23 protein-coding genes are annotated in these 26,359 nt (G+C 66.2%); 9 read left to right on the top strand and 14 right to left on the bottom strand.

Annotated elements, in window-relative coordinates:
* The first annotated feature begins 10 nt into the window (after positions 1-10).
* Both CLU87_RS17955 and CLU87_RS17950 read left to right on the top strand, forming a co-directional pair.
* Positions 11-1,996 (top strand): lytic transglycosylase domain-containing protein, encoded by a 1,986-nt coding sequence (locus tag CLU87_RS17955; protein ID WP_099731332.1) that lies wholly within the window; start codon positions 11-13, stop codon positions 1,994-1,996.
* 122 nt (positions 1,997-2,118) lie between these two features.
* Positions 2,119-2,709: a DUF4124 domain-containing protein gene (locus CLU87_RS17950; protein ID WP_099731331.1), complete on the top strand. Its 591-nt coding sequence runs from the start codon at positions 2,119-2,121 to the stop codon at positions 2,707-2,709.
* A 96-nt stretch (positions 2,710-2,805) separates the two neighbouring features.
* Here CLU87_RS17950 and CLU87_RS17945 read toward each other — a convergent pair whose 3' ends face one another.
* The 9 genes from CLU87_RS17945 to CLU87_RS17905 all read right to left on the bottom strand — a co-directional run bounded on the left by CLU87_RS17945 (position 2,806) and on the right by CLU87_RS17905 (position 12,910).
* Entirely contained in the window at positions 2,806-3,738 is a 933-nt protein-coding gene (locus CLU87_RS17945; protein WP_099731330.1) for an MBL fold metallo-hydrolase, read from the bottom strand.
* Positions 3,739-3,863: 125 nt separating this feature from the next.
* Positions 3,864-4,253 (bottom strand): D-ribose pyranase, encoded by a 390-nt coding sequence (gene rbsD, locus CLU87_RS17940; protein ID WP_099731329.1) that lies wholly within the window; start codon positions 4,251-4,253, stop codon positions 3,864-3,866.
* Positions 4,250-5,194: a ribokinase gene (gene rbsK, locus CLU87_RS17935; protein ID WP_099731328.1), complete on the bottom strand. Its 945-nt coding sequence runs from the start codon at positions 5,192-5,194 to the stop codon at positions 4,250-4,252. The genes rbsD and rbsK overlap by 4 nt, the downstream gene beginning before the upstream one ends.
* Positions 5,191-6,213, bottom strand: coding sequence for a LacI family DNA-binding transcriptional regulator (locus CLU87_RS17930; protein WP_099731327.1), 1,023 nt, complete (start codon positions 6,211-6,213; stop codon positions 5,191-5,193). The genes rbsK and CLU87_RS17930 overlap by 4 nt, the downstream gene beginning before the upstream one ends.
* 35 nt (positions 6,214-6,248) lie before the next feature.
* A complete protein-coding gene (locus CLU87_RS17925) occupies positions 6,249-7,241 on the bottom strand; it encodes an ABC transporter permease (protein WP_099731326.1) in 993 nt (330 codons plus the stop codon).
* Positions 7,238-8,899, bottom strand: coding sequence for a sugar ABC transporter ATP-binding protein (locus CLU87_RS17920; protein ID WP_099731325.1), 1,662 nt, complete (start codon positions 8,897-8,899; stop codon positions 7,238-7,240). Before CLU87_RS17920 ends, CLU87_RS17925 begins: the two co-directional genes overlap by 4 nt.
* Positions 8,900-8,986: 87 nt before the next feature.
* On the bottom strand, positions 8,987-9,940 hold the full coding sequence (locus tag CLU87_RS17915; protein ID WP_099731324.1) for a sugar ABC transporter substrate-binding protein: 954 nt from the start codon (positions 9,938-9,940) through the stop codon (positions 8,987-8,989).
* Between the two features lie 469 nt (positions 9,941-10,409).
* Positions 10,410-12,092 carry an AMP-binding protein gene (locus CLU87_RS17910; RefSeq protein WP_099731323.1) on the bottom strand — a complete coding sequence of 561 codons (1,683 nt, stop codon included), beginning with the start codon at positions 12,090-12,092 and terminating at the stop codon, positions 10,410-10,412.
* A 74-nt stretch (positions 12,093-12,166) separates the two neighbouring features.
* The gene (locus tag CLU87_RS17905) at positions 12,167-12,910 is read right to left on the bottom strand and encodes a hypothetical protein (RefSeq protein ID WP_099731322.1); all 744 of its coding nucleotides are present in this window, start codon (positions 12,908-12,910) and stop codon (positions 12,167-12,169) included.
* A 98-nt stretch (positions 12,911-13,008) separates the two neighbouring features.
* Between CLU87_RS17905 and CLU87_RS17900 the strand changes: the two genes are divergently transcribed.
* Positions 13,009-13,905, top strand: coding sequence for a triacylglycerol lipase (locus CLU87_RS17900; RefSeq protein ID WP_099731321.1), 897 nt, complete (start codon positions 13,009-13,011; stop codon positions 13,903-13,905).
* A gap of 894 nt (positions 13,906-14,799) precedes the next feature.
* On the opposite strand, the gene phhA is transcribed toward CLU87_RS17900, so the two are convergent.
* The 4 genes from phhA to CLU87_RS17875 all read right to left on the bottom strand — a co-directional run bounded on the left by phhA (position 14,800) and on the right by CLU87_RS17875 (position 18,912).
* Positions 14,800-15,651, bottom strand: coding sequence for a phenylalanine 4-monooxygenase (phhA, locus tag CLU87_RS17890; protein WP_099731319.1), 852 nt, complete (start codon positions 15,649-15,651; stop codon positions 14,800-14,802).
* A 15-nt stretch (positions 15,652-15,666) separates the two neighbouring features.
* The gene (hppD, locus tag CLU87_RS17885; protein ID WP_099731318.1) at positions 15,667-16,788 is read right to left on the bottom strand and encodes a 4-hydroxyphenylpyruvate dioxygenase; all 1,122 of its coding nucleotides are present in this window, start codon (positions 16,786-16,788) and stop codon (positions 15,667-15,669) included.
* A gap of 189 nt (positions 16,789-16,977) precedes the next feature.
* Positions 16,978-17,967, bottom strand: a complete 990-nt coding sequence (locus CLU87_RS17880) for a lipase secretion chaperone (protein WP_099731317.1) — start codon at positions 17,965-17,967, stop codon at positions 16,978-16,980.
* A gap of 3 nt (positions 17,968-17,970) precedes the next feature.
* Positions 17,971-18,912, bottom strand: a complete 942-nt coding sequence (locus CLU87_RS17875; RefSeq protein WP_099731316.1) for a triacylglycerol lipase — start codon at positions 18,910-18,912, stop codon at positions 17,971-17,973.
* 165 nt (positions 18,913-19,077) lie between these two features.
* Here CLU87_RS17875 and CLU87_RS17870 point away from each other — a divergent pair, with 165 nt between their 5' ends.
* The 6 genes from CLU87_RS17870 to fabB all read left to right on the top strand — a co-directional run bounded on the left by CLU87_RS17870 (position 19,078) and on the right by fabB (position 25,174).
* The gene (locus tag CLU87_RS17870) at positions 19,078-19,560 is read left to right on the top strand and encodes an Lrp/AsnC family transcriptional regulator (RefSeq protein WP_015012403.1); all 483 of its coding nucleotides are present in this window, start codon (positions 19,078-19,080) and stop codon (positions 19,558-19,560) included.
* Positions 19,561-19,907: 347 nt separating this feature from the next.
* Complete coding sequence (locus CLU87_RS17865; RefSeq protein WP_099731315.1) at positions 19,908-20,648, top strand: GNAT family N-acetyltransferase; 741 nt, start codon at positions 19,908-19,910, stop codon at positions 20,646-20,648.
* A 107-nt stretch (positions 20,649-20,755) separates the two neighbouring features.
* The gene (locus CLU87_RS17860) at positions 20,756-21,640 is read left to right on the top strand and encodes an HlyC/CorC family transporter (protein WP_099731314.1); all 885 of its coding nucleotides are present in this window, start codon (positions 20,756-20,758) and stop codon (positions 21,638-21,640) included.
* Positions 21,640-23,271, top strand: a complete 1,632-nt coding sequence (gene lnt / locus CLU87_RS17855; protein WP_056059501.1) for an apolipoprotein N-acyltransferase — start codon at positions 21,640-21,642, stop codon at positions 23,269-23,271. Before CLU87_RS17860 ends, lnt begins: the two co-directional genes overlap by 1 nt.
* A 161-nt stretch (positions 23,272-23,432) precedes the next feature.
* A complete protein-coding gene (fabA, locus tag CLU87_RS17850; RefSeq protein WP_008907199.1) occupies positions 23,433-23,954 on the top strand; it encodes a 3-hydroxyacyl-[acyl-carrier-protein] dehydratase FabA in 522 nt (173 codons plus the stop codon).
* Positions 23,951-25,174, top strand: coding sequence for a beta-ketoacyl-ACP synthase I (gene fabB, locus CLU87_RS17845; RefSeq protein ID WP_099731313.1), 1,224 nt, complete (start codon positions 23,951-23,953; stop codon positions 25,172-25,174). Before fabA ends, fabB begins: the two co-directional genes overlap by 4 nt.
* A gap of 63 nt (positions 25,175-25,237) precedes the next feature.
* Here fabB and CLU87_RS17840 read toward each other — a convergent pair whose 3' ends face one another.
* Positions 25,238-26,167 carry a LysR family transcriptional regulator gene (locus CLU87_RS17840; RefSeq protein ID WP_099731312.1) on the bottom strand — a complete coding sequence of 310 codons (930 nt, stop codon included), beginning with the start codon at positions 26,165-26,167 and terminating at the stop codon, positions 25,238-25,240.
* Positions 26,168-26,359: the final 192 nt, after the last annotated feature.

The raw sequence follows: 26,359 nt of genomic DNA, 5'->3' as shown, positions 1-26,359 counted from the left end.
TAATTCCCCCATGCAATTTCTCAGAGCGATTCTGACACCCCTTGTGGCCGCCACCCTGCTGGCCGCCACCGCGCCCCTTGTCATGGCGCAAAACCGTGGTGACGATACCCTGCTGGAGATGCAGCAGGCGTTCCGCAAGGGCGACCGCAACAAGCTCGCGCAGCTGCTGCCTGCGGCACGCGGCCATGCGCTCGAGCCCTGGGCCGCCTACTGGGAGCTGCGCGTGCGTCTGGGCGAGGCCTCGCCACAGGAGATTCAGGCCTTCATGCAGCGCTACGCCGGCACCTACCAGGAAGACCGCCTGCGCAACGACTGGCTGCTGCTGCTGGGCCAGCGGCGCGACTGGGGCCAGTTTGCCGACCAACACCCCAGCTACCGCATGTCAGACGACCGCGAAGTGCGCTGCTACGCGCTGCTGATCGACCAGATCAAGGGCACGGCACCGGCCACCGTGGCCGAGGACGTGCGCAGCAACTGGTATGCGATCCGCGACGCCGACGATGGCTGCACCCACGCCGCGCGCGAGCTGTATGGCTACAAGAAGCTCTCGGCCCTGGACGTGTGGCGCAAGGCCCGCCTGGGCGTGGAGGCCAACCGCCCCCGCGTGGTGCGCTCGGCGGTCGAGATCGTTTCGCCCGAATCGCTACCGCAGCTCAAGGATGTGCTCGATGCGCCCAGCAAATACCTGCTCTCGCGCGCCACAGCGGCCGGCAAGGCCCGGCAAGAGTTGGTGCTGCTCGCCCTGTTGAAGCTGGCCACCAGCGACCCGGACGGCGCGGCCTACCAGCTGGAGAACAAATGGGGCGTGCACCTCTCGGCCGAAGAGCGCAACTGGGCCTGGGGCGTGATCGGCAAGACCGCTGCGCAGAAACTGGCCAGCAACGCCCACGGCTACTTCGCCAACGTGACCAAGGACAGCGACCTCAGCGACGACCTGCTGGGCTGGAAGGTGCGTGCCGCCTTGCGCGCCGGCCAGTGGAAGGCCGTGGGCAAGGCGGTGGATGCCATGGGCCCTGAAGGCCGCCAGGACAGCACCTGGGTGTACTGGAAGGCACGCTCGCTGCTGGCGGGCCGCGTGAGCGATGCCGAACGCGCCGAAGCCCGGCAACTGCTCGAAGGCATTGCCGGAACGCGCGGCTTCTATGAGCAGCTGGCGCTTGAAGAGCTGGGCCAGCGCATCACCACGCCCCCCGCTCCCGCGCCCCTCACCGCCGAAGAAAAGGCTGCCGCCCGCGCCAACCCGGGGCTCAACCGCGCCCTGTACGCCATCCTGCTGGGCCTGCGCAGCGAAGGCGTGCGCGAGTGGAACTACACCACCAACCTGCACCAGAGCGGCGGCATGCCCGACCGCGAACTGCTGGCCGCCGCCGACTTCGCCTGCCAGCGCGAGGTGTGGGACCGCTGCATCAACACCAGCGAACGCACCAAGGGCGTGGTGGACGTCACGCAGCGCTTTCCCATGCCGTTTCGCAGCACCGTGGTGGAGCGTGCCCAAGGCATCGGCATCGACCCGGCCTATGTGTACGGCCTGATCCGCCAGGAAAGCCGTTTTGTGATGGATGCCCGCTCGCATGTCGGTGCCTCGGGCCTCATGCAGGTGATGCCCGCCACGGCCCGCTGGACGGCCAAGAAGATTGGCCTCACCAACTTCACGCCCGACCAGATCACCGACCGCGACACCAACATCACCATCGGCACGGCCTACCTCAAGCTGGCGCTGGACGACTTCGCGGGCTCCATGCCCATGGCCGCGGCCGCCTACAACGCGGGCCCTGGCCGCCCGCGCAGCTGGCGCAACGGCCCGGTGCTGGACGCCGCCATCTGGGCCGAGAACGTGCCCTTTGCCGAGACGCGCGACTACGTGAAGAAGGTGCTTTCCAACACCACCAACTACGCAGCCATCCTCACCGGCCTGCCTCAGTCGCTCAAGAGCCGCCTGGGCACCATTGGCCCCCGCGACGCGAACCTGCCCGAGGTGAACAAGGACTTGCCCTGAGGCTCTTTCGCTCACCGAGCTGACAGGCAGTGAGGGGTAGTAGGTTTGCTATAAATAGAGGAGCTGAAGGCGCATGTTCAACTGGCGCTTCAGTGGGTTTTAATTAAAAGAGAGAGGGTGTGATGGGCAAACTGGCATGGATGGCCTGTGTGGCCGCAGTGTGGGCGTGGGGCGCGGGTGCTCAGGCGCAACCCGTGTACAAATGGGTGGACGCCGAGGGCAAGACCCACTACGGCTCGCAGCCCCCGCCCGCCAAGCAGGATGCCGAGCCACTGAAGCTGCAGAGCAACAACGGCACCAGCGGGGGCAGCGGCTCTTCCTCTGGCAGCAAGGGCACCAGCGCCAAGGCGGGCCAGCAGTACAACCCCGATGGCACCAAGAAGGTCTCCAAGGACGTTGAGGAGTTTGGCGAAGGGCTCAAGAAATCGCTGGGCACGGTGGACAGCCAGCAGGCACCCCTGAACTGCGCCGTGGCCGTGGACAACATCCACTACCAGGCCGACCTGATGCTGGAAGTGGGCCAGAAGAACGTGCGGGACGGCTACATGACCCAAGCGGCTTTCGATGCCACAGCACCCAAGATCCGCGAAGCCAAGGGCAAGTACAGCGTGTCCGACTGCCAGGGCGCATCGGGCAACAAGAAGTCGTTTTACCAGTGCATGTCCAGCAGCAAGAACCACGTGACGGGCTGCGACAAGCAATACAAACACTGAGGGCGTTGTGCTGATCCGCCCAGGCGCTTTGCGCCAGTGGTGGGGTCCCTCCGTCAGGGCACGCACTGGCACCCAGCCATGCCGAGGCGCCAGGCCTCACACGTTGTGCAGCACCTCGCCCTTGCGCGCAGCGGCGCCTGACCGCACCAGTTCATCTGCCAGGCTCTGCAGCCATTCGGCCTCGGTCTGCGTGGCAAAGTGCCGTGCACGCAGCATGCCGAAATACGGCGTGGTCTGCGCCCAGGCCGTGAGGTCGGCAATCCCGATCTGCTGCCATTCGAGCAGCTTGTACTTGAGTAGCACCTTGGCCGCATAAAGCGCGTGCTTGCCTGGGTTGTGCACAAAGCCGTCCAGGCGGCGGCGGGCGCCGTCGATGGCGCGGGGCGCATCGGCAAACACCGGCCCGTGGCCCGGGATCACGACCTGGGGCGACAGCGTTTCAATCAGGTCCAGCGTGGCCCCCACCTGGGCGAAGGCATCGTCGCCCTCCAGCTCCGGGAACACCACGCCAAAGCCGTTTTCCCACAGCGCATCGGCCGAGATCAGCACGCGGCCCTGGGGTTCGAAAAGCACCACCGAGTGCGGGTCGTGCCCCGGCGCCGCATGTACCTGCCAGGGCTTGTCGCCCAGCAGCACGCACGAGCCTGGCACCAGCAGCGTGTCGGCCCGAAAGGGCGGGCACTCCTGCCCGGTGGGGGTGTAGCTGAGCGCATAGGCATCCCACTGGCGCACATGATCGGCCTGGCCGGGCGGTATGGCCGTGAGCACGCCGGGCCAGGCTTTTTGCAGCGCGGCATTGCCGCCGCAGTGGTCGCTGTGCAGGTGGGTGTTGAGCAGGCGGTCCAGCCTGCGGCCCGCGAGAGCATCGCGCACCAGCTCCACGGTTTGCTCGGCATGGCTGCAATAGCCGGTGTCCACGATGGCTGTGTCGTGCTGGCCGATGAAGAGGATGTTGTTGGCCGACAGCCAGCCGCGTTCGAGAACGGTGATTTCAGGGGGCAGGAGATCGTGGGGCGCTTTGGTGGGCATGGGTGCAGGAATTCGGGGCTTCGGTGGCGGGCTTTAACGCCGCGCCGTGGGCTGCTGCCCAGCGTACCGCAGGTCGCACCTGCCCGAAGTCCTCCAAAACCCGCAGCCTGGCCGCCCAGGCTGTGTCAGAACGTGACGCCCGCCACCAGGATCACATTGGCATACGGCGTGCATTCGCCGGTGCGCAGCATCACGCGGGCCTGCTGGGTCAGGCGCTTGAACTCATCGTGCGATACGGTGCCCGGGACCACCGGCAGCTGGCACCACGTGGGCAACTGGCCACTGTTGCGCTCCACGGCTTCGGTGGCGATCACGGCTTTCTCGACCTGCATTTCTTCCAGCACCACCCGCAGCACATCGGCCACGGCCGGGATGCCGGGCGTGAGGGCCAGGTCGATGCGGCGCGGGCCGTTGGGGATGGGCAGGCCGACGTCGCCGATCACCAGCATGTCGCCGTGGCCCAGGGTGGCGATGGCGTGGGAGAGTTCGGCGTGCAGCAGGGCGGTGCGTTTCACAGGGGGCTCCAGGCGGGCGGTTGGGGGCTTTGCGCCACGGCGGCGCGGGTGGGGATGGAAGGCTGGGCGCCCGGCTGGGTGACGCACAGCGCCGATGCGCGGATGCCTTCGCGCACGGCGGCGTCCAGCGGCTCGCCGCGTGCCAGGGCTACGGCCAGCGCGCCCAGAAAGGTATCGCCTGCGGCCGTGGTGTCCACCGCCTGCACGACCAGGCCGGGGTGGTAGCGGTTGCCTGCCGCATCGGCGGCCACCGCGCCTGCCGCGCCCAGGGTCACCACCACCTGTGCGGGGCCCTTGGCGCGCAGGGTCTGTGCGGCCTGCGCGGCATCGGCGGGCGTGGTCACGCTCTGGCCCGCCAGCGCGGCGGCTTCCACCTCGTTCACGACCAGCGTGTGCACCAGCGGCCACATCGCATCGGGCAGGGGCTGGATGGGAGAGGGGTTGAGCACCACCGGGCAACCCGCCGCATGGGCCATCTCGGCGGCGGCCAGCACCTGGGGCAGGGGCGTTTCGAACTGCAGCACCAGGCCGCCTGCGCCTTGCAGCGCAGCGCTCAGCGCGGCGGCATCCAGCACGAAGTGGCCATTGGCGCCGGGCACGACCACGATGCGGTTTTGCCCTGTGGCCTCCACGGTGATGGCGGCCACGCCGGTGGTGGTGTCGGTGTCGGTCTGTACGCCGCTGTGGTCGATGCCGTCGGCGTCAAGCCCCGCACGCAGCGTGTGGCCGTAGCCGTCGTCGCCCACGCGGCCAAACAGGGCCACCTGGGCGCCCTGGCGTGCGCAGGCCACGGCCTGGTTGCCGCCCTTGCCGCCGGGCACCAGATGCAGGGCGTCGGCCAGCACGGTCTCGCCAGGGCCGGGCGCGTGTTGCACCTGCAGCACCAGGTCCATGTTCAGGCTGCCGACGACGGCGATGCGGGGAGCGTGATTAGTGCTCATGCAGCACCTCCGGGCGCATGGGCCGTGGAGGCGCGCACGCGCAGCTCGGGCTGCAGCATCACCTTGCGCGCGTCCTGGCGCTTGCCGTCGATGCGCTCCAGCAGCATGTCCACGGCCAGTGCGCCGATGCGCTGCTTGGGCTGGGCCACGGTGGTGAGCGGTGGGCTGGTGAAGGCGGCCAGTTCGATGTCGTCAAAGCCCACGATGGACAGTGCCTCGGGCACGCGCAGGTCGCGTTCGTGCGCGGCGCACAGCGCGCCCATGGCCATGAGGTCGTTACACACGAAGACGGCGGTGGGCGGCTCGGGCGCGCGCAGCACGGCGTGCATGGCTTCGTAGCCACCCTGGCTCGTGAAGTTGCCATGCCATAGCAGGCCCTCGCCCGTGCCGCAGCCCGCATCGGCCAGCGCGGTGCGCCAGCCGGCAATGCGCTGCTCGCTGGGGGCAATGCCGTCGGGGCCGCCAATGCAGGCAATGCGCCGGTGGCCCAGCGACAGCAGGTGGCGTGTGGCCAGCAGGCCGCCCTGCATGTGGGCGGTTTCCACCAGGTCGCAGGGCTGCTGCCCGGCGATGTCGATTTCGCGGTCCACCAGCACCGTGGGGATGGACAGGCCCGCCAGCTGCGTGGCCAGCGTGGCGTCATGCCCGGTGGAGACCACGATGAGCCCGTCGATGCGCCGCTCGGCCAGCACCTGCAGGTAGGTGCCCTGGCGGTGCGCCTCGTCGTTGGTGTTGCACAGGATGACGTTGTAGCCCGCGCCAAAACAGCGGTCTTCCACGCTGTGCACGATCTCGGCAAAGTAGGGGTTGGAGCTGTTGGGGATCAGCATGCCCAGCGTGCGCGTGTTGTTGCTTTTGAGGCTGCGCGCAATGGCGCTGGGCACATAGCCCAGGGCGCGGATGGCGGCCTCGACCCGCTCGCGCCCCTCGGGGCTCACGCGGCGCGTGCCGTTGACCACGTGCGATACCGTGGTGACCGACACCTCGGCGTGGCGCGCAACGTCCTTGATAGTAGCCATGCAGGAAGAAGAAAAATCGGTGTGTTGAAACAGGTTCAGCGGGCGGCGCGGCGCTGGCGCAGCGTGTCCACAATGACGGCCGCCACGATCACAAAACCCGTGATGATGCGCTTGCTGGGCTCGCTGGCGCCGACCTGGGCCAGGCCTGCCTCCAGCACCGCGATGATGAGCACGCCAAACGCGGTGTTGATCACCGAGCCGCGCCCGCCCATGAGGCTGGTGCCGCCAATCACCACGGCCGCAATCACCTGCAGCTCCATGCCGGTGCCGGCGTTGGGGTCGGCCGCTTCGAGCCGGGCCGACTGCATGAGGCCCGCCAGGCCCGCGAGCAGGCCGGTCATCGCAAACACGATGACGCGGATAGGGCGCGGGTCCACACCGGCCAGGCGCATGGCTTCTTCATTGGTGCCAATGCCCACCACGCAGCGGCCAAACACCGTGCGCGACAGCACCAGCTGTGCCACCACCACCAGCACCACGGCCAGCAAGAACGCGAACGAGATGCCGCCAAAGAAGGGTGCCGACAGCCACGAGATCGCATCGCCCACGTACTGCGTGCGCGAGTCGGTCACCACATACGCGCTGCCACGCACGGCCTCGAGCATGCCCAGCGACACGATGAACGAGGGCAGCCGCCATGCGACGGAAATCATGCCGGTGATGGTGCCGCACACCAGGCCCGTGGCCAATGCCAGCGCGGCGGCGGCGGGCACCGTCCAGCCCCATTGCAGGATGGCGGCGGCCGAGGTGGCGGCGGCCAGCGCCATCACCGAGCCCACCGACAAATCGATGCCCGCAATGATGAGCACAAAGGTCATGCCCACCGCCATCACGGCCAGTGCCGGGATTTCGTTGGCGATGGTGATGAAGGTCTCGGCGCTCCAGAAGTATTCGGACAGCGACGAGAACAGCGCCACCATGCCCGCCAAAACGGCCAGCAGGCCCAGGTAGGTGCCCAGCTGGCTGCGCCAGACCGAGGCGGAGGAGGGCGCCGCAGCGGGCGCGGCAGATGGGGTGGGGGCGTTCATGCGGTCACAGGAGAAGAAGTTGAAGGGGTGGTACTGGTGCGCCCGCCGGGCTCGGAGAACGCGGCCGCCAGCAGCGATTGCTCGGACCACTCGCCGCGCTCGAACACGGCCACCAGGCGGCCCGCGCTCATCACGCCGATGCGGTCGGCCATGGCCATGAGCTCGCGCAGGTCGGACGACACCATGAGCAGCGCGCGGCCTTCCAGGGCCACGCGGTCCAGCTCGCCATACAGCTCGGCGCGTGCGCCCACGTCCACGCCGCGCGTGGGTTCATCGAGCAGCAGCACGCGGCCTTCGCGGTGCAGCCAGCGGGCAAACACCACCTTTTGCTGGTTGCCGCCCGACAGCTGCCCCACGGGCTGCTCGGGGCTGCGGCAGCGGATGCCCAGCGTGCGCACAAAACCCTGCACCAGGCGGCTTTCGAGCCCGCGCTGCAGCCAGCCGCCGCGCGACACGGCCGACAGGTCGGACAGCGTGGCGTTGATGCGGATGGGCTGCGTGAGCAGCAGGCCCTGGGATTTGCGGTCTTCGGTGACCAGGCCCACACCGGCGGCGATGGCCTGCAGCGGCGACGCGAAACCCCGCTGCCAGGTGCGGGGGGCGGTGGGTGCTAGTGTGGGTGAATTTGCTATGTTTTGTGTAGCTGCTGGCGCATGATTCACTAGCGCTTGCGGTTGTTTTTGCTCAAAAGATGGGTGCAGCGTCACGCTGCCGCGGTCTGCCCGGTCCGCGCCGAACAGCAGGCGGACCAGCTCGGTGCGGCCCGATCCAACCAGCCCGGCAATGCCGAAGATCTCGCCCGCGCGCAGCTCCAGGCTCACGTCCTGCACTGCGGTGCCCCGGCCCAGGTTTTCAGCGCTCATCACCACGGGGCCGATGGGGCGGCGCGGGCGGTGGTCCAGGTCGCTCACCACGCGGCCCACCATGCGCTGCACCAGGTCGTCCTCGCTCATGCCCGCCATGGGGCGCACGTCCACCAGGCGGCCGTCGCGCAGCACGGCCACGCGGTCGGCAATGCGGCGCAGTTCTTCGAGCCGGTGCGACACGTAGATGATGGCCACGCCGCGTGCGGTGAGGTGCGCGATCTGCTCGAACAGGTAATTGGTCTCGCGCGGCGTGAGCATGGCCGTGGGCTCATCGAGCACCAGGATGCGTGTGTCGTCCTGCAGGTTGCGCGCGATCTCGACCATCTGCTGCTGGCCGATGCCCAGCTGCGAGACCGGGGTGGCGGGGTCGATGTTGTCGAGCCCGATCTTGGCCAGCTGCGCACGGGCGGCGGCGTGCAGCACATCGCGCTGCAGCCAGCCCAGGCGGTGTGGCAGGCGGCCCATCAACAAATTCTCGGCCACGGTGAGCGTGGGCACCAGGCCCAGCTCCTGCATCACCATGCGCACGCCGTGGCGCTCGGCATCGCGGCGCGACGTGGGGGCGTAGGCCTGCCCCGCCAGCTGCATGCCGCCGCGCGTGGGCTGCTCCAGCCCGCACAGGATCTTGGACAGCGTGCTCTTGCCCGCGCCGTTTTCCCCGGTCAGCGCCAGCACCTCGCCCGCAAACAGCTCCACGTTCACGCCGTCGAGTACGGTGGCGGTGTAGTCCTTGCCTACTGCCTGGATGGCGAGCAAGGGCGGGGACTGAGGAGCGGGCGAGCGACTGGGCATGGGGGCTTGAAGTGGGCGGCTGCAGGGCGGTGTTTATCGGTTGAGCGGGGAACAACGCCAGAAGGGCCTTGTTCGCCGCTCTCGGATTTACTTGCTGTCTTTCGTCACCAGCACCACATCCGTCTTCACCGTGGCGGGCAGCTGGTTCTGCGGCGTCTTGGCGGCCAGGGCCTTCTGCGCCAGCTCGATGCCGAACACGGCCTGCTTGGCGGCGTACTGGTCAGCGGTGGCCAGCACGCGGCCGTCGGCCAGCATGGGCTTGATGGCGCCAATGTTGTCATAGCCCACCACCTGCACCTTGCCGGTCTTGCCCGCAGCCTTCACGGCGGCCACGGCGCCCAGGGCCATGCTGTCGTTGCCAGCCAGCAGGGCGACCAGGTCAGGGTGCTCGCGCATCATGCCGGCGGCCACGGTGTTGCCCTTTTCGATCTCCCAGTTGCCGGACTGCACACCCACCACGGTGATGTTGGCGGCCTTCATGGCGTCCTGGTAGCCCAGAGTGCGCTGCTGCGCATTGAAGGTGGTGGACACGCCTTCGATGATGCCGACCTTGTCACCGGCCTTCAGCGTCTTGGCCAGGTGGTCGCCCACCAGCTTGGCGCCTGCACGGTTGTCGGGGCCCACGAAGGGCACGGTGATGTTCTTTTCCTTCAGCGCGTCGGCATCGAGCTGGTTGTCGATGTTGACCACGAGGATGCCCTTGTCGATGGCCGTCTTGACCACGGGCACCAGCGCCTTGGAGTCAGCGGGTGCCAGCACGATGGCGCTGACCTTTTGGGCCACGGCCTGCTCGATCATCTTGATCTGGGCTGCCGTGTCGGTCTCGTTCTTGATGCCATTGGCCACCAGCGTGTATTCCTTGGCATGGGCCTTCTGGTGCGCCTTGGCGCCGTCTTCCATGGTGCGGAAGAACTCGTTGGCCAGCGACTTCATGATGAGCGCGATCTTCGGCTTGTCCTGCGCAAACGCAGGGCTGGCCAGCAGGCTGCCCACAACGGCGAGGGCGGCGGCGGTCTGAACGGAACGGCGGGTGAACTGCATGGGTGTTGTCTCCAGGTTGGAATGTGGACTGAGGCAACGCTGAACAAGCCTCTCGCGCCCGGCGCATCCCTGGCTCAGGACGGTCTGCAGCGTTGCAAATCCTCGCGATAACTACGGCTATCACTCTGGTTTGCGCCTTGCAGTCCATCCCGATCCAGGGCTCGCCGCATCGCGGAGGCTTATTCAGCGTCGCCCTAAGGCGACCGACAGCGTGGAGGGAAATCCCCGGCAGCGCCCCCAAAAAGGAGCGGCTACGGATGCCCGGTGCCTTGTCGCGATCGGGATGATAACGAAAGCAAACGTTTGCGCAAACGTTTGCTAATCAGTAAAAACCCGAAGATGCAGACATTGGACTACCGGCGCAGTGGGGCGATCTGCAGGGTTTACGCCCAAGAAAAAGGGCGCCGAAGCGCCCTGGGGGAGGTGATGGAGGGCAGCGTTTGTCGCTCTGCCCTTCGGAACAACGGCCTCAGGCCTTGCGCAGCTCTCGGCGCAGGATCTTGCCCACGTTGCTCTTGGGCAGCTCGTCGCGGAACTCGATGTACTTGGGGCGCTTGTAGCCGGTGAGGTTCTGGTGGCAGTAGTTGGCCACCTCGTCCTCGGTCAGGGCCGGGTCGTTCTTGATGATGAACACCTTGATGGCCTCGCCCTGCTTCTCATCGGGAACGCCAATGGCTGCGCATTCGACCACGCCGGGGCACAGGCTGATGACCTGCTCCAGCTCGTTGGGGAACACGTTGAAGCCGCTCACCAGGATCATGTCCTTCTTGCGGTCGATGATGCGGGTGTAGCCCTGCGGGTCCATGATGCCGATGTCGCCCGTGCGCATGAAGCCGTCGGGCGTGAAGGCCTTGGCGTTTTCTTCGGGCTGGTTGTAGTAGCCCACCATCACGTTGGGGCCGCGGATGCAGATCTCGCCCGACTCGCCCTGGGGCAGGCTGTTGCCTTCGTCGTCCTTGATGGCGATGTCGATGCCCGGCAAGGGCAGGCCGATGTTGCCGCTGAAGGTGGTGCTGATCACCGGGTTGTTGGTGCCGATGGCGCAGGTCTCGCTCATGCCCCAGCCTTCGATCATCGTGCTGCCAGTCACCTTCTGCCATTGCTTGGCGGTGCCCTCGCTGGCCGCCATGCCCCCGGCCTGCGACACGCACAGGTGCGAAAAATCCAGCGTCTTGAACTGCGGGTTTTGCAGCAGCGCGTTGAACAGCGTGTTCACCGCAGGCAGCATGTGGAAGGGGCGCTTCTTGAGTTCTGCCACGAACTTCGGAATGTCGCGCGGGTTCGGGATCAGCGTGAGGCTGGAGCCCTGGCGAATGGCCAGCAGGCACAGCGTGAGCGCGAAGATGTGGTACAGCGGCAGTGCGGCAATGCTGTTGGCCTTGGAGAGGTCGCCCACCTTGGACAGCGCGGGCGTGAACCACGCCTCGGCCTGCAGCGTGGCGGCCACGATGTTGCGGTGGGTGAGCACCGCGCCCTTCGACAGGCCCGTGGTGCCGCCGGTGTACTGCAGGAAGGCAATCGAATCGAGCGTGGCCTGGCTGGGGGCCAGGGATTTGTGCTCGCCCAGCGACAGTGCCTTCTTGAAGGTGACGACCTTGCGGCCGTTCGACAGGGGTAGGTCGTAGGCAGGCACCATCTTGGCCAGGTGGCGCACGGCGAAGGTGATCCATTTGCCAAACCAGAAGCCCAGCAGGTCGCCCATGGACGCCATCACCACATGCTTGACGGCCGTGTGGTCAATGACCTCAGCCAGCGTGTGGGCAAAGTTCTCCAGGATCACGATGGCCGTGGCGCCTGAGTCCTTGAGCTGGTGCTCCAGCTCGCGGGCGGTGTACAGCGGGTTCACGTTCACGCAGGTGTAGCCAGCGCGCAGCACGGCGGCCATGGTCACGCCAAACTGCGGGATGTTGGGCAGCATGATGGCCACGCGCGCGCCGGGCTCCAGCCCCAGGCTCTGCAGATAGGCGCCCAGCGCGGCCGAGCGGCGTTCCAGCTCGCCATAGGTCATCCACTGGTCCATGCAGACCGAAAACGGGCTCGATGCGTGTTTGCGGAACGACTCTTCCAGCAGGTGGGCCACAGAGCGGTATTGCTCGGGCTTCACGTCGTGTGGGACGCCCGGGGGGTAGCTCTTGAGCCAGATCTTTTCCATGCGCTTGTTTCCTTGTGCTCGCCAAATGCCATTGATAGGTGGGCACAGATTGTGGAAGGCGGGCGCGTTGCGGGCTATCGGGCTTGTCCTAGTGTGCTGGCGAGCTGGGTCCCGCAGGTGACAGGATCGGCATCGAACAGTTGCTCCATCAGCGCCCGCTCCCGTTGCTCGATGGTGGCCAGAAACTGCTCCACCCCGCCGCGCTGGCGCGCAAGCTGGCCGAAGGTGTCAAACCCCGCCTCCAGAAACTTCTGCAACGCGCCCATGCCCGCGGCGTTGGCCGGGCCGCGCATCATGCGCAGCATCATCCGCAGGCCGGGGGTGCGCGTGAGGCGCGCCAGGTCATTCCCCATGGCCAGCACGCGCTGCAGCTGCTGCTGGCGCGCATGGCGCTGGCCCACAGTGCGCCAGGCGGCGGTGTAGCGGGCGGCAACGTTGGCCGCATCGGCTTCGTGCAGCAACCACGCGCGGCCCATGTCCTGGTCCAGTCCCTCGGTCTGTGCGTGCAGCACCGCCAGGGCCACGGCGGTGTTCACGACCGGTTGGGGGAACATGGTCTGCAGCGTGCCGGCGATGCGGCCAAACTGCAGATCGCGGTCGGTGTAGTCGGTGTCGCTGTACAGCTCTTCCAAAAAGAACTGTGCTGCGGGCCCGAACGCGGGCGAGCCCATCAGGTCCGCATAGGTGCCGCGAAAGCGCCGGGCCTGCAGGCTTTTGACGCTGCCCACCGCCGCCCCCAGCGCCGGGTCGCCCGTGCGGTGCAGGCGCAGGGCGGTCACGTCGGCGATGCAGTCGCGGATGGTCTGGGCGGCATCCATGGGGCGGGGTCCTTTCTGCGTTCTGCGGGGTGCGGTGTCGGGCGGTGGTCAGACCGCACAATGCGGCTGGTCAATTACAACATCTGCCCATCACCACCATGATCGCGCGCTGGCAACGAACCCTGCTTCTGTTCATCCTGCTGACCATGGCCGCCTGGCTGGTGTGGCAGTGGCCCCATTCACCCTGGCGTGCCGTGCTGGGGGCCTTGGTACCGCTGTGTCTGTACCTGGTGGTGATGGCGCTGGAGTTTGTGCTGATGCACATCACCAACCGCACCGACGCTGCGCCACGTGCCCGCCTGTCGCAGGTGGTGGGTGCCTGGTGGACCGAGGGGTGGGTGGCGCTGATGGTGTTTTGCTGGCGCCAGCCGTTTCGCCACCAGTCATTGCCCGATTGGCTGCCTGTGCAGCCGACCGGAAAGCGGGGCGTGGTGCTGGTGCATGGATTCATGTGCAACCGGGGGCTCTGGCTGCCGTGGTTTGCGCCTTTGCAGGCGCGGGGGCATGCCTATGTGGCGGTGAATCTGGAGCCGGTGATGGGCTCGATTGACGAGTACGCGGACATCATTGAAGACGCTGTGCGCCAAGTGACGGCGGCCACGGGCCAGGCGCCGGTGCTGTTGTGCCATAGCATGGGTGGCTTGGCGGTGCGGGCGTGGCTGCGGGCGCACCAGGCGGATGGGCGGGTGCACCGGGTGTTGACGCTGGGCACGCCGCATGGGGGCACATGGCTGGGGCGTTTCAGCCGGACGGTGAATGGGCGGCAGATGAGCTTGGCGGGGGACTGGGTGGTGGCCTTGCAGCGGGCGGAGCCTGCGGGGCGGGCAGCGTTGTTTACCTGCTGGTATTCGAACTGCGACAACATCGTGTTTCCGGCGACCACAGCGGCGTTGGCGGGGGCAGAACACCGGTTGGTGGAAGGGGTTGCGCATGTGCAGATGGCGTTTGACCCTGGGGTGATGAAGGCTTGTCTGGAGGAGGTAAGTCGAGGGTGATTCTTTGAGGCCTTTTGGCTGCTAGCGCTCGTATGCAAGGTGCTGGTAGCTATTGATTTTGTAGTGTGTTTTCGATGGCTACATCGGGCGTGAGTTGCACATCGGACTGCATGTTTGGTTGTAGGGCGGAGGCCGGGAGTCGCCCGGCGTGCGAGTAACTTTCTTTTGCTTCGCCAAAAGAAAGTCACCAAAGAAAAGGCGACCCCCAGTCTGCGACCCCTGCGCTTCGCTACGGGGCAGACCTGCGTCGTGTCGGTTGCGGGGTGCGCCGTGGAACTCACTGCGCTGCGTTGCAGCTTCGTTCAGACATCCACGGCGAGTCAGAGCACGAAGCACGCACGCTCCGACGCGCGTGCCACCCCGCAGCCGCCCCGCCGCAGGCGCAGCCCGCAGGGGTGGGACAGCCGAACATCCCAACAGCCCCACGGGCCATTGCTTCGCTCGGCCCAGGCTGCGCAGCGCGTGGCGCTTGCGCCCGCGATTCGGTGCCGAGCGCAGCGATGATGTTCTGCTCGCCGTGCCCCTCTGGATGCGCCGAGGAGCGCAGGGTTTGGCGGATCAGGGCTCGCGTGTGTCTGAGCGACGCGCAGCGGCGCGAGTTGAGCGAGACCCCGCCAAACCCGAGCACCGCAGGTTGCCCCGTAGCGTCAGCGCAGGGGACGCAGACAGTGGGGTCGCCTTTCTTTTGGGTACTTTTCTTTGGCGAAGCAAAGAAAAGTGCCTCGCCTGCCGGGCGACTCCCGGCCCCCGCCCTCAACCCAGGCACAGAGACCGATTCATCCAAAAGGCCCAAAAACCCCAGCCCAGCCCCGCATTCCTGGATGCAAGTTGCTATTAAAAGCGCAGCTTTCAGGGCATGATTCACTAGCGCTGGCAGCCAGTTTCTTCAAAACATCAAGCCGCCACAGCCTCCCGCTCATCCGCTGCAAACTCTGGCAACCCCCGCAGCCGCTCATAAATCGGCGCAAAGTCCGCCGCCGTCATCTCAAACAGCTGCTCAAAACTGTCAATCACAAAATACGTCTGCTGGTACGTATCGATCTTGTAGCGCGTGCGCATGGTGCGCTCCAGTTGCAGCGGAATGCGCTGCGGCTCCAGGCTCTGCACCGAATACGCCAGTTCGCCCGACGAACTCAGGATGCCCGCGCCATAGGCCCGCAACTGCCCCGCTTCGCGGATCAACCCAAACTCGATCGTGTACCAGTACAAGCGGCTCAGCATCTCGCACGACCCCAGCCCCTGCGCCTTCAGCCCGCCTTGGCCGTAGCGCTGCACATAGTCCGCAAACACCGGGTTGAACAGCAGCGGCACATGCCCGAACAGGTCGTGAAAAATGTCGGGCTCGACGATGTATTCGAACTCTTCGGGCTTGCGGATCCAGTCCGTCACCGGGAATTTGCGGTTGGCCAGCAGGGTGAAGAAGGGCACCTCCGGGATCAGCCCGGGCACGCCCACCAGCTCCCAGCCGGTCGCTTTGTAGAGGCGCTCGTTCACCTCTTCAAAGCGCGGGATGCGGTCGCTCGCGCCCAGTGAGGGCAGGGCGTCGATGAACGCCTGGCTGGCAAGGCCTGGCAGCAGGGCGCGCTGGCGCTCGTACAGACGGCGGTAGGTGTCGTGGTCGGCGGCGGTGTAGCTCGCCCAGTCCTGGGTGCAGGTGTAGTCGGCACGGGCGCGGCTGTAGTCGCCACGGGGAGGGCGGTCGCTCGCCCCGTACACGACGGGTTTGACGACAGACTCGGTGGTCATGGCGTTCGCTCCCGCTCAGGCCTTCTTGGCCTCAAGCACGCCACGGGCAATCTGGTCGCGCTCGAGCGACTCGAACAGCGCCTTGAAGTTGCCTTCGCCGAAGCCGTCGCGGTAGTCGCCCTTGCGCTGGATGAATTCGAAGAACACGGGACCCAGCATGGGCGTGGAGAAAATCTGCAGCAGCAGGCGCGGCGTGCCGTCGGCCGTGGTGCCATCGAGCAGGATGCCGCGCGACTGCAGCTCGCCCACGGGCTGGCCATGGCCGGGCAGGCGGCCTTCGAGCATCTGGTAGTAAATGTCGTTGGGAGCTGGGGCCATGGGCACGCCGGCCATCTGCAGCTTGTCCACGGTGGCCAGGATGTCGTCGCAGATCAGTGCGATGTGCTGAATGCCCTCGCCGTTGAATTGCATCAAAAATTCTTCGATCTGGCCGCCACCCTGCTTGGATTCTTCGTTCAGCGGGATGCGGATCTTGCCGTCGGGCGCGGTCATGGCCTTGGACGTGAGGCCCGTGTATTCGCCCTGGATGTCGAAGTAGCGGATTTCGCGGAAGTTGAACAGCTTCTCGTAGAAGTTGGCCCAGAAACCCATGCGGCCCCGGTACACGTTGTGCGTGAGGTGGTCGATGAAGTTCAGGCCGTGGCCCACGGGGCGGCGGTCCACGCCTTCGATGAATTCGAAGTCGATGTCGTAGATGGACTTGCCGTCTTCAAAGCGATCAATCAAATACAGCGGTGCGCCGCCAATGCCCTTGATGGCGGGCAGGCGCAGCTCCATGGGGCCGGTGGGGATCTCGATGGGCTGGGCGCCCAGTTCCAGCGCGCGGTTGTAAGCCTTGTGCGCATCCTTCACACGGAAGGCCAGGCCACAGGCGGAGGGGCCATGCTCGGCACCAAAGTAGGCGGCCTGGCTGTGGGGCTCGCGGTTCAGGATGAAGTTGATGCCGTTCTGGCGGTACAGCACCACATCCTTGGACCGGTGCTTGGCGACCAGGGTGAAACCGAGCTTTTCAAACACCGCCTCCAGCACGCCGGGCTGGGGCGAGGTGAATTCGACGAACTCGAAGCCCATCAGGCCCATGGGGTTGTCCCAGGCAGCGAGCTGGGCGGTGGTTTCTTGCGGCAAGGCGGCATTCATGGGGTGTCTCCGGCATTCGTTGATGAATGTCATGGACTGTAGGCGCGGCCTGCCTCATGTTTCTGGCGAAATCAAGAGGCTTTGGCCTTTGATTTGCAGGAATCTTGTGAATGGTCAAAATTTCGCGCAGTCTGACGGCGCGTTGGGCGAGGTTGGCCGCCGCAGCGCTGCGCGGTCGGCAGAAGGTCCCTATGAGCCCGAGGTGCCCGCGTTGAGCTGGCGCAGCGCCAGGGCGGCGTCAATGCGTTGTTGCTCTTCGGGCGAGAACAGCTGCTGGCGCAGTTGCTGCAGGCCGGGGCCCTCGCCCTGCTGGGTGCGGGCTTGGCTGTACTGGTCGAGGCGCTGGTTCCAGTGCTGTTCGTCCCTGTCCAGCTGCGCCATGGCCTGGGCGGCTGCCGGGCCGTACTGCGCGCTGCGGGTGGCGTAGCGGCTGCGCTCGTCGGTGTTGCTGGCGTTGAAGGCGGCCGTCTGCGCTGCGGCCGCCATGTGAGCGGTGGCGGCACTGCGTTCGGCGCGGCGCTCGGTGGAGAGTTCGTTATCGGCCGCCTGCAGCGCCTGGGCGCGCTGCTCGGGGCTGAGCTGGGTGTTGCGCTCAATCTCCAGGCGCGCCAGGGTGTAGCGGTCCAGGTCGGCCTCGCGGGCAAACAGGGCGTCGTATTCGGCGTCGTCAAAAAACTGCAGGCGCACCTTGTGGCGCGCCTCCAGCGCGTCGCGCAGTGCGCGTGGGTCGGTCAGATCCTGCGGCGCACGCAAGCTGCCCAGGGCCACACGGTAGTCCACGTAGCGCTCGGCCAGTGCCAGGGCTCGCGTGGCCAGGGCGGCGGGGAAATGCCGGTTGACCAGTGCGGCCAGGCGCTGTTTGAGCGTGGCTGGGTCGCTGGCGTCGCCTGCTTCCATCAGCAGTGCTTCCAGCGTGTCGCGCAGGCCGTGCACCAGCAGGGGGTCGGCCGGGCCGTCGGTGGTGATGGCGCGGCGGCGTGCAAAAAAGCTGTGGTCCGCGCCCTGTGCTGGCGAGGGTTGTACCTGGGCACCGGCGGAGGCGGCGGCCGCCCCCGCCGGCGATGGGTGGGTATCCCCCGCGCCGAACCCGGCAGGGCCCCCCAGCCACCACACCACGGCGACCGTGGTGAGGGCCAGGACTGCGGCGGCAACCGCCCAGGTGCGCGAGGGCTGGGCCATGGCTTACAGGCCTTGTTGCTTGAGGCGGTTGGCGTGCTGGCGGTACAGCGTCACCGGGTCGGTGGAGAACCAGTCGCGCAGGCCCAGCAGCTGGTTGACTTCGTCGAGGTGGTTCTGGCGGTAGTCGCCCAGGTGTTTGCCCAAGCGCGACGAGCAGGCCGACACCAGGCCATCGTTGGCTTCGCCAAAGGTCAGGCTCAGCGTGGCCAGCAGGGCGTCGCTGGCATCGAGCACGTTGGTCAGGGGCAGGGTGCCGGTCCAGGAGTAGTAGCGCACACCGTTCACCAGTTCGGCGCCGCTGCCGCAGCCGGAGGTGGGCACGCCTTGCGGAAAGCGGCTGTTGAACTTGGCCGAGCCTGCCGTGGTCAGCGAGTCCAGCGCCGCCGTGGGCATCTGGGGCAGGCCGGTGCCGCCGGAGGTCAGGTTGATCAGGCCCACCAGCGCCTTGGCGGCGGCGCTGGCCACGGCTTCGGACACCGAGCCTGCGGGCGCTACGCCGCGCAGGATGTCGGCTACGCGCGAACCCCGGTTCACGCCGCCAATCGAGGTGACCGATGCCACCAGCTGCGGCGCCACGCCCGCCACATAGCGGGTGGTGGGGCCACCGTGCGAATGGCCCACCAGGTTCACCTTGGGGGCCCCGGTCAGCGCCAGGATGGTCTTGACCTGTGCCAGCAATTGCTCGCCGCGCACCTCGGTGCTGTTGGCTGCCGAGACCTGGGCGACGTAGACCTTGGCGCCGCCCTGGCGCAGTGCGTCGGGGATGCCGTAGAAGTAGTCGATCCCAAGGGCCGAGTCAAAGCCGAACAGGCCGTGCACCAGCACGATCGGGTAGCGCGTCTGGGTGTAGCCCGTTTGTGCCTGTGCGCCCACGCCCAGCAGCAGCAACCCCGCCGTTGCTGCCAGCACCAGTCGCCGCAAAAAGCGGCTGAAAAATCCGGTCATGTGTTTGTCTCCGTTGGTATGGTTTCTTATGCTCGCAAAAACGAACGACCGTTCTTTTTTGCGAGATCAATTTTTGTATTCAGCCCATGGAGTCACTATCGGGACATACCCGTGTGTGCGGCGCACCATGCAGAAATTACGCAGTTGTTCGTAAAATCCTGCGTCATGAAAGCCTTTGACGCACTCGACAAGCTGGACCGCGCCATCCTGCGCCGCCTGCAGGACAATGGCCGCGAGACGTACGACGTCATCGGTGAACAGGTGGGCCTGTCGCCCAGTGCCGTGCTGCGCCGCGTCAAGCGGCTGGAAGACAGCGGCGTGATCCACCGCTACGTGGCCCTGGTGCAGCCCGAAGCCGTGGGGCTGGGTCTCACGGCTTACCTGAATGTGCGGCTCGAAAAACACACCGAAAGCCACAAGCGCAACCCCATGGACCTGTTTCGCGCCAGTGTGCAGACCTGGCCCGAAGTAGTGGAGTGCGCATCGCTCACCGGCGAAATGGACTACCTGCTGCGCGTGGTGGTGGCCGACATGGCGCACTACAGCCGCTTCATCATGGACACATTGCTCAAGCACCCTAGCGTGCAGGACTGCAAGACCAGTTTTGTGCTCGACCGCGTGAAGGCGACCACGGCCGTGCCGGTGTAATCCGGCGCTGGCCTTCACTCGTTGACAGAGCCTGTGCACGTCACGGGCGTGACTCTCTGTGGCGTCTGTTGATGTGGCGGAGGTTGCTGTAACGCGGTCCGCGCTTTACGCTCTGGCGTGTGCAAAGAAGGGTTGGCGAAGACAGGAGTGCAGCCACCCCAGCCGTCGCGTCTGCGACCCGTGCAGAGGAGATTCTGATCATGAATGCTCTGAAATTGATAGCTGTTGAGGCATGATCTTCTAGCGCTTGTGGCTGATTTTTTCGCATTTTGAGTAGGATCACTATTTTGTTGCGGCGCAGCAATTTGGACTGGAAAAAATGAGGGAAAACCCTTATATTTGGCGACATGTTCGCAACCAAAGACTGGCTCAAGGCATCCTGGTACGCAGGCCGGGACCTGCTGCGCCCGGTAACCGGCGGCTCTTCTGCCTCTGACATTCACATCCACCAGCAGGAGACGCCCGTGATGGTTCCTATCCGCTCCCTGGGCCCCTCCTACCGGGAGCGGATCACCCAGCACCTGCTGCAGCTGGAGCCTGCAGACCGCTACCTGCGGTTTGGCTATGCCGCCAACGACGAACAGATCCGCCGCTACGCCGAGCAGCTCAACTTCGAGCGCGACGAGATCTTTGGCATCTACAACCGCCGCCTTGAACTCATCGCCATGGCCCACTTGGCATTTTCGGAAAACCCCGAGCACAAGCCCTGCGCAGAGTTTGGTGTGTCCGTGCTCAAGCAGGCACGGGGCCGTGGCTTTGGCGCCCGCCTGTTCGAGCGCGCCGTGATGCATGCGCGCAATGAGGGCGTGAACATGGTGTTCATCCATGCGCTGTCCGAAAACACTGCCATGCTCAAGATCGCGCGCAACGCCGGTGCCACCGTGCGCCGCGACGGGTCCGAGTCGGAGGCCTACTTGCAGATCCCACCCGCCAGCCTCGACACGCGCATGACCGAGATGGTCGAGCAGCAGTTCGCCGAGGTGGACTACCAGCTCAAAAAGCAGGCCAAGCAGTTCTGGGACTTTCTGGCCAATGTGCAGGAAGTGCGCAGCGGCGTGCAACACGCGCGCCACCAATCGGCCGAGTGAGCCATGGCGGTCACGCCCCCGGCCGTGACGCCGGTGGTGGCCGGCTGTCACGGCAATCCGCTATCCTAGGGGCCTGATTCACTACCGCACGTCCTGCACTCCAGACAGTGTCTGACCCGCACCCCGCGCACCCCGGGCGACCGCCCGAGAGGGAAGACAAGCGCACCTTCCTGCAGAAAGTGGCCGAGTTCATCCATCCTGGGCCGGACTCCACGGAAGAACTCATTGAAACCCTGGCCGAGGCCGAGGACAACGAGGTCATCGGCGCCGAATCGCGCGTGATGCTGGAGCGCGTGATCCGCATGGCCGACATGACGGCGGGCGATGTGATGGTGGCAGCACCGCGCATGGACCTCGTCAACATTGACGCGCCTTTCGATGAGCTGCTGCACCTGGTGATCAGCACCGCGCATTCACGGTTTCCGGTCTACCAGGGCGAGCGCGAGAACATCATTGGCATCCTGATGGCCAAGGACCTGCTCAAGCTGCAGCGGGCGCCCGAGCTGAACATCCGTGCGTTGCTGCGCCCGGCAGCGTTTGTGCCCGAAAGCAAAGGCCTGAACGACCTGCTGCGCGAGTTCCGTGGCAACCGCAACCACCTGGCCATCGTGATCGACGAGTTTGGCCGCGTGGCCGGGCTCATCACCATCGAAGACGTGCTGGAGCAGATCGTCGGCGAGATTGAGGACGAGTTCGACATCCCCGAAGACGATGGCGACATCTTTGGCCTGGCCGACCGGACCTACCGTGTGAGTGGTGACACCCCCATCGAGCGTGTGGCCGAGGCCTTTGAGGTGACCATCGTGGGTAGCGACCCCAACGAGCATTTCGACACCATCGGCGGCCTGATTGCCCACGAAATGGGCCATGTGCCCAAGCGCGGTGAGCATCTGCAGCTCAGCGGCCTGCATTTTGTGGTGCTGCACACCAAGGGCGGGGCGGTGCGCTGGTTCAAGGTGTCCAGGGTCGAAGACACTCCCTCCGACGGCTGATGTCGCGGCGCTCTCGGATGGCGGGCGGGCCGCTGCTGCCGCAACTGCTGCTGGCACTGGCGGCGGGCCTGGCCCAGGCGGCCTCGCTGGCCTGGCCGGGCAGCGGCCAACCCTTGTGGTGGCTGCAGCTGGCTTCGGTGGCTGCGCTCGCCTGGATGGTGCGGCCTTTTGCTGTGGAGCACCCGCGCGTCGCTGCGCCCTGGCGGCGCGGTGCGCTCGTGGGTGGGTTGTTTGCCACCGCCTGGCTGGCAGGCACTTTCTGGTGGCTGTTCATTTCCATGCATTCTTATGGTGGCCTGCCCGCGCCTTTGGCCGTGGCAGCGGTGCTGGGGCTCGCTGCCTTTCTTGCCAGCTACTATTCGGCGGCTTTGGCCTTGTTTTGCCGGTATGCGCCGATGAATCGTGCCGGGAGTGCTCTTCTTTTCGGAGCGCTGTGGCTGCTGGCCGAACTGGCACGAGGCGTCTGGTGGACGGGGTTTCCGTGGGGTGCTGGCGGCTACGCGCATGTGGATGGGCCGCTCGCCGTGCTGGCCCGCCACATGGGGGTGTATGGCATCAGCGCGGTGGCTGCGGCGTTGGCGATGGGCGTGGTGCAGGTGCGTGCCACCGACCTGCGCACCGTGCGCTGGTGGGCGCTGGTGCTGGCGGCGGGCGGCCTGCTGGCCTGGGCCACGGTGGACCGGCTGTGCGCGGTCAATCTGTGCCACACCCCGGCACGGCGCGCAGCGCCCGCCCTGAGCCTGGAGCTGCTGCAGGGCAATATCCCCCAGGACGAAAAGTTCCAGTCCGGCAGCGGCGTGCCCGTGGCCCTGCAGTGGTATGCCGAGGCCCTGCGCAACGCCCAGGCTGACCTGGTGGTGGCGCCCGAGACCGCCATACCGCTGCTGCCGCAGCAGCTCATTCCGGGGTATCTGGAGGGCATCCAGCAACGCTATGCGCAAGGGGCCCAGGCCGCCATGGTGGGCATTCCGCTGGGGGATGAAGCGCAGGGCTACACCAACTCCGTGCTGGGCATGAGTGCCACGACCCAGGCAGAGCCCTACCGCTACGACAAGCACCACCTCGTGCCGTTTGGAGAGTTCATTCCGCCGTTCTTCAAGTGGTTCACGGCCATGATGAACATCCCGCTGGGTGACTTCAACCGGGGCACGGTGGGCCAGGCGTCGTTTGCCGTGGCGGGGCAGCGCATCGCGCCGAACATCTGCTACGAAGACTTGTTCGGCGAGGAGCTGGGCGCGCGATTCATCGACCCCGCCCAGGCCCCCACGGTGTTTGTCAACTTCAGCAACATCGGCTGGTTTGGCGACACCCTGGCCATCGACCAGCACTTGCACATCAGCCGCATGCGTGCGCTCGAATTCGAGCGCCCCATGGTGCGCGCCACCAACACGGGCGCCACCGTCATCATCGACCACCGGGGCGTTGTCACGCACCAGCTGGCCCGCTACACGCGCGGAGTGCTCAAGGGCGAGGTGCAGGGCCGGGGGCTGGACGCACAAAGTGGCTGGGCCATCACGCCTTACGCGTGGTGGGTGTCCCGCTGGGGGCTGTGGCCGCTGTGGGCGCTGGGGGCTCTGGTGCTGGTGGGGGCCATGGTCGCCAGCAGGGGCCGCAGGCCGCGTGGCAATTGATCCAGGTCAGGCATTGCGCCCGGCGGCGCAGGGGCCTGCGCACCCCCGTGTTTAGAGGCGGCTCCCTATGCCTTGATAATAGAGGCCCGCAACCGGGGGCTGGTGTTGCGTAAAACGATGATTTGAGGCGGGCCATCCGCCGTTCTGGAGCACGACTGAAAATGGCAGATTCCTTTTCCTACGAACAACTGATCGCCTCGGGCGAGGGCCGGCTGTTCGGCGCTGACAGCGGGCGTCTGCCGCTGCCACCCATGCTGATGTTTGACCGCATCACGCACATCGACAGCGATGGTGGCGCGCACGGGCTGGGAAAGATCCGCGCCGAGCTCGATGTCAAACCCGACCTCTGGTTCTTTGCCTGCCACTTCCAGGGCGACCCGGTCATGCCTGGCTGCCTGGGGCTCGACGCCATGTGGCAGCTCATCGGTTTTTACCTGACCTGGCTGCAACTGCCGGGCCGGGGCCGCGCGCTGGGTGCGGGCGAGGTCAAGTTCACCGGCGAGGTCGGCCCTGACGTGAAACTGGTCACCTACGAAATCGATATCAAGCGCGTCATCAAGCGCAAGCTGGTCATGGCCATCGGCGATGCCCGCCTGCTGGCCGATGGCAAGGAAATCTATGTGGCCAACGACCTTCGCGTGGGTCTGTTCAAGCGCGAGGAAGACGGTAAGGACGCAGCATGACCACCAAGAAGCGCGTAGTCATCACCGGCGCGGGCATCGTCTCGTGCATTGGCAACGACCTGGCCTCCGTGGAAGCTTCGCTGCGTGCGGGCACCAGCGGCATCAAGGCCGTGGAGAAGTTCAAGGAACTGGGCCTGCGCAGCCAGGTGGGCGGCGCCCCGGAGATCGATATCGAAGCGCGCATTGACCGCAAGCAGCTGCGCTTCATGGGCGATGCGGCGGCCTATGCGCAGATCGCACTGGAAGACGCTATCCAGCAAGCAGGCCTCACGCCCGAACAGGTCAGCCACCCGCGCACCGGCCTCATCATGGGGTCGGGTGGCGGCTCGCCCGCCAACCAGATCGAAGCGGCCGACACGCTGCGCGAAAAAGGCATCCGCCGCGTGGGGCCCTATCAGGTCACGCGCTGCATGAGCTCCACGGTTTCTGCGTGCCTGGCCACCAACTTCAAGGTCAAGGGCATCAACTACTCCATCACATCGGCCTGTTCCACGTCCGCCCACTGCATCGGCGCGGCCGCGCAGCAGATCGCCTGGGGTGTGCAGGATGTGATGTTTGCAGGCGGTGGCGAAGAGCTGAGCTGGGGCATGTCGCTGCTGTTTGACGGCATGGGCGCCATGTCCAGCAAGTACAACGAAACGCCCGAGAAGGCCTCACGCGCCTACGACGCGAACCGCGACGGCTTCGTGATCGCTGGCGGCGGCGGTGCCGTGGTGCTGGAGAGCCTGGAGCACGCCCAGGCCCGTGGCGCGACCATCCTGGCCGAAGTGGTGGGCTTTGGCGCCACCAGCGACGGTGAAGACATGGTGGCCCCGTCGGGCGACGGTGCCATTGCCTGCATGCAGCAGGCCATGGAAGGTCTGGACGCCCCCATCGACTACATCAACACCCACGGCACCTCGACCCCCGTGGGCGACATGCAGGAAGTGCGCGCCATGCGTGCGCTGTTTGGCGACAAGGTGCCACCGTTCTCGTCCACCAAGTCGCTCACCGGCCACTCGCTGGGCGCCACGGGCGTGCAGGAGGCCATCTACTGCATGATCATGCTGAACAAGGGCTTCATCGCTGGCTCTGCCAATGTCGAGACACCTGACCCGGCCCTGGGCGACATGCCTCTGGTCACGCAAACGCGTGATGCGCAGCTGAACACGGTGTTGTCCAACAGCTTCGGCTTTGGCGGCACCAACGCCAGCCTGGTGCTGCGCCGCTGGAACCACTGACCGCGGACTCCCCACCGCAACGGCCTGCCTGTCTCTGGACATGCAGGCCGTTTTTCATGGGCTCTATCGGGCCGTCAGCGCCTGACGGGCCTTGGGGTTGGGCTGCAGGGCCTCGTGCAGCAAGGCGGGCAACATGCCCAGCATGCGGGTGGCCTGCAGACCGGGCGGAAAGGCGCGCGCGTGGTAGCTGTACAGCGACATGGGGGCCAGCTCGTGCAGCTCCTGTGCCACCATCTGCGCAGGGTCCAGCCCCTTGGCGGTGAGAAAGTCCACCACCGTCCAGCCCATGCCCCGGCGCACCAGCTCCAGCGCCAGGCGTGATGTCTGCACCTGGATGCCGGGCCCGGCGGGGGAACCGAGGCGGTGTGCGATTTCGTCAATCGCCTGGCGCATGGGGTCGTCGCCCACTAGGCGGATCACGGGCACCTGCGCCAGCCGCGCACCGGGGCTGGCGGCACGGGGAGCACGCGCCCACACGCTGGTCGCGACCGCCAGGTACAAGCGACCACTGACCAGCAGGTCGCTCGCGATTTGTGGGTGGGGGTGTTTGTAGAAGCCCAGGCAAAAGTCCACGCTGCGCGTGAGCAGGGCCTGCGTCATCTGGTCCTGGTGGATGGTGCGCACCTCCACACCCACCTGCGGATGCTGCTCGGCATGGTGCTGCAGCAGGCGCGGCAGAAATTCGTGCGTGATGGACGGTATGGCGCCCAGCCGCACATCGCCCGAATCACTGGTGGCCAGGTTGCGCGCGGTGCGCTTGAGCGCATCCAGCTGCCGGTAGATACCGGTGGACTCGGTGGCCAGCACCTGGGCCTCGGGCGTCGGGGTCAGGCCTGCCGGCGAGCGGTTGAACAGCCGGTAGCCCAGCTGCAACTCGGTGTGTGCCACGGCCTTGCTGATTGCTGAGGGCGTGATGCACAGCAACCGCGCCGCTGCGCTCATGTTGCCGGTTTGCAGCACGGCCTGAAAAACTTCCAGTTGTCTCAAGTTCATGGCGGAGTTGGCTTGTGGCGGTGGCCGAGGGGCACTTCATGGCCTTCGAACGGCAGTTCTGGGGTATGAGCTGAATTCATAAGGGTGGGTCAATTATTCCGCATGACTGTGTTCTGGTTTCTCATAGGATGCGGCACCGCTTCACCGGCGGTTGTGAATAAAGCGGCGCAACGCGTGCTGCCACCCAAAAAA

This window comes from Acidovorax sp. 59, from assembly GCF_002754175.1.
GTDB classification, from domain to species: domain Bacteria; phylum Pseudomonadota; class Gammaproteobacteria; order Burkholderiales; family Burkholderiaceae_C; genus Acidovorax; species Acidovorax delafieldii.
The sequence above is the reverse complement of the archived record's forward strand: the minus strand, read 5'-3'. Positions and strand labels throughout refer to the sequence as shown.

Excerpts from the sequence above, each read along its gene's own strand:
- CLU87_RS17945 (WP_099731330.1), bottom strand. The coding sequence starts at position 3,738 with ATGCCCACCAAAGCGCCCCACGATCTCCTGCCCCCTGAAATCACCGTT.
- hppD (WP_099731318.1), bottom strand. The coding sequence starts at position 16,788 with ATGAATGCCGCCTTGCCGCAAGAAACCACCGCCCAGCTCGCTGCCTGG.
- CLU87_RS17955 (WP_099731332.1), top strand. The coding sequence starts at position 11 with ATGCAATTTCTCAGAGCGATTCTGACACCCCTTGTGGCCGCCACCCTG.
- CLU87_RS17875 (WP_099731316.1), bottom strand. The coding sequence starts at position 18,912 with ATGACCGGATTTTTCAGCCGCTTTTTGCGGCGACTGGTGCTGGCAGCA.
- CLU87_RS17870 (WP_015012403.1), top strand. The coding sequence starts at position 19,078 with ATGAAAGCCTTTGACGCACTCGACAAGCTGGACCGCGCCATCCTGCGC.
- CLU87_RS17880 (WP_099731317.1), bottom strand. The coding sequence starts at position 17,967 with ATGGCCCAGCCCTCGCGCACCTGGGCGGTTGCCGCCGCAGTCCTGGCC.
- CLU87_RS17910 (WP_099731323.1), bottom strand. The coding sequence starts at position 12,092 with ATGGAAAAGATCTGGCTCAAGAGCTACCCCCCGGGCGTCCCACACGAC.
- CLU87_RS17920 (WP_099731325.1), bottom strand. The coding sequence starts at position 8,899 with ATGCCCAGTCGCTCGCCCGCTCCTCAGTCCCCGCCCTTGCTCGCCATC.
- CLU87_RS17925 (WP_099731326.1), bottom strand. The coding sequence starts at position 7,241 with ATGAACGCCCCCACCCCATCTGCCGCGCCCGCTGCGGCGCCCTCCTCC.
- phhA (WP_099731319.1), bottom strand. The coding sequence starts at position 15,651 with ATGACCACCGAGTCTGTCGTCAAACCCGTCGTGTACGGGGCGAGCGAC.
- CLU87_RS17905 (WP_099731322.1), bottom strand. The coding sequence starts at position 12,910 with ATGGATGCCGCCCAGACCATCCGCGACTGCATCGCCGACGTGACCGCC.
- fabA (WP_008907199.1), top strand. The coding sequence starts at position 23,433 with ATGGCAGATTCCTTTTCCTACGAACAACTGATCGCCTCGGGCGAGGGC.
- CLU87_RS17950 (WP_099731331.1), top strand. The coding sequence starts at position 2,119 with ATGGGCAAACTGGCATGGATGGCCTGTGTGGCCGCAGTGTGGGCGTGG.
- CLU87_RS17865 (WP_099731315.1), top strand. The coding sequence starts at position 19,908 with ATGTTCGCAACCAAAGACTGGCTCAAGGCATCCTGGTACGCAGGCCGG.
- CLU87_RS17840 (WP_099731312.1), bottom strand. The coding sequence starts at position 26,167 with ATGAACTTGAGACAACTGGAAGTTTTTCAGGCCGTGCTGCAAACCGGC.
- CLU87_RS17930 (WP_099731327.1), bottom strand. The coding sequence starts at position 6,213 with ATGGCTACTATCAAGGACGTTGCGCGCCACGCCGAGGTGTCGGTCACC.
- fabB (WP_099731313.1), top strand. The coding sequence starts at position 23,951 with ATGACCACCAAGAAGCGCGTAGTCATCACCGGCGCGGGCATCGTCTCG.
- CLU87_RS17900 (WP_099731321.1), top strand. The coding sequence starts at position 13,009 with ATGATCGCGCGCTGGCAACGAACCCTGCTTCTGTTCATCCTGCTGACC.
- CLU87_RS17915 (WP_099731324.1), bottom strand. The coding sequence starts at position 9,940 with ATGCAGTTCACCCGCCGTTCCGTTCAGACCGCCGCCGCCCTCGCCGTT.
- lnt (WP_056059501.1), top strand. The coding sequence starts at position 21,640 with ATGTCGCGGCGCTCTCGGATGGCGGGCGGGCCGCTGCTGCCGCAACTG.
- rbsK (WP_099731328.1), bottom strand. The coding sequence starts at position 5,194 with ATGAGCACTAATCACGCTCCCCGCATCGCCGTCGTCGGCAGCCTGAAC.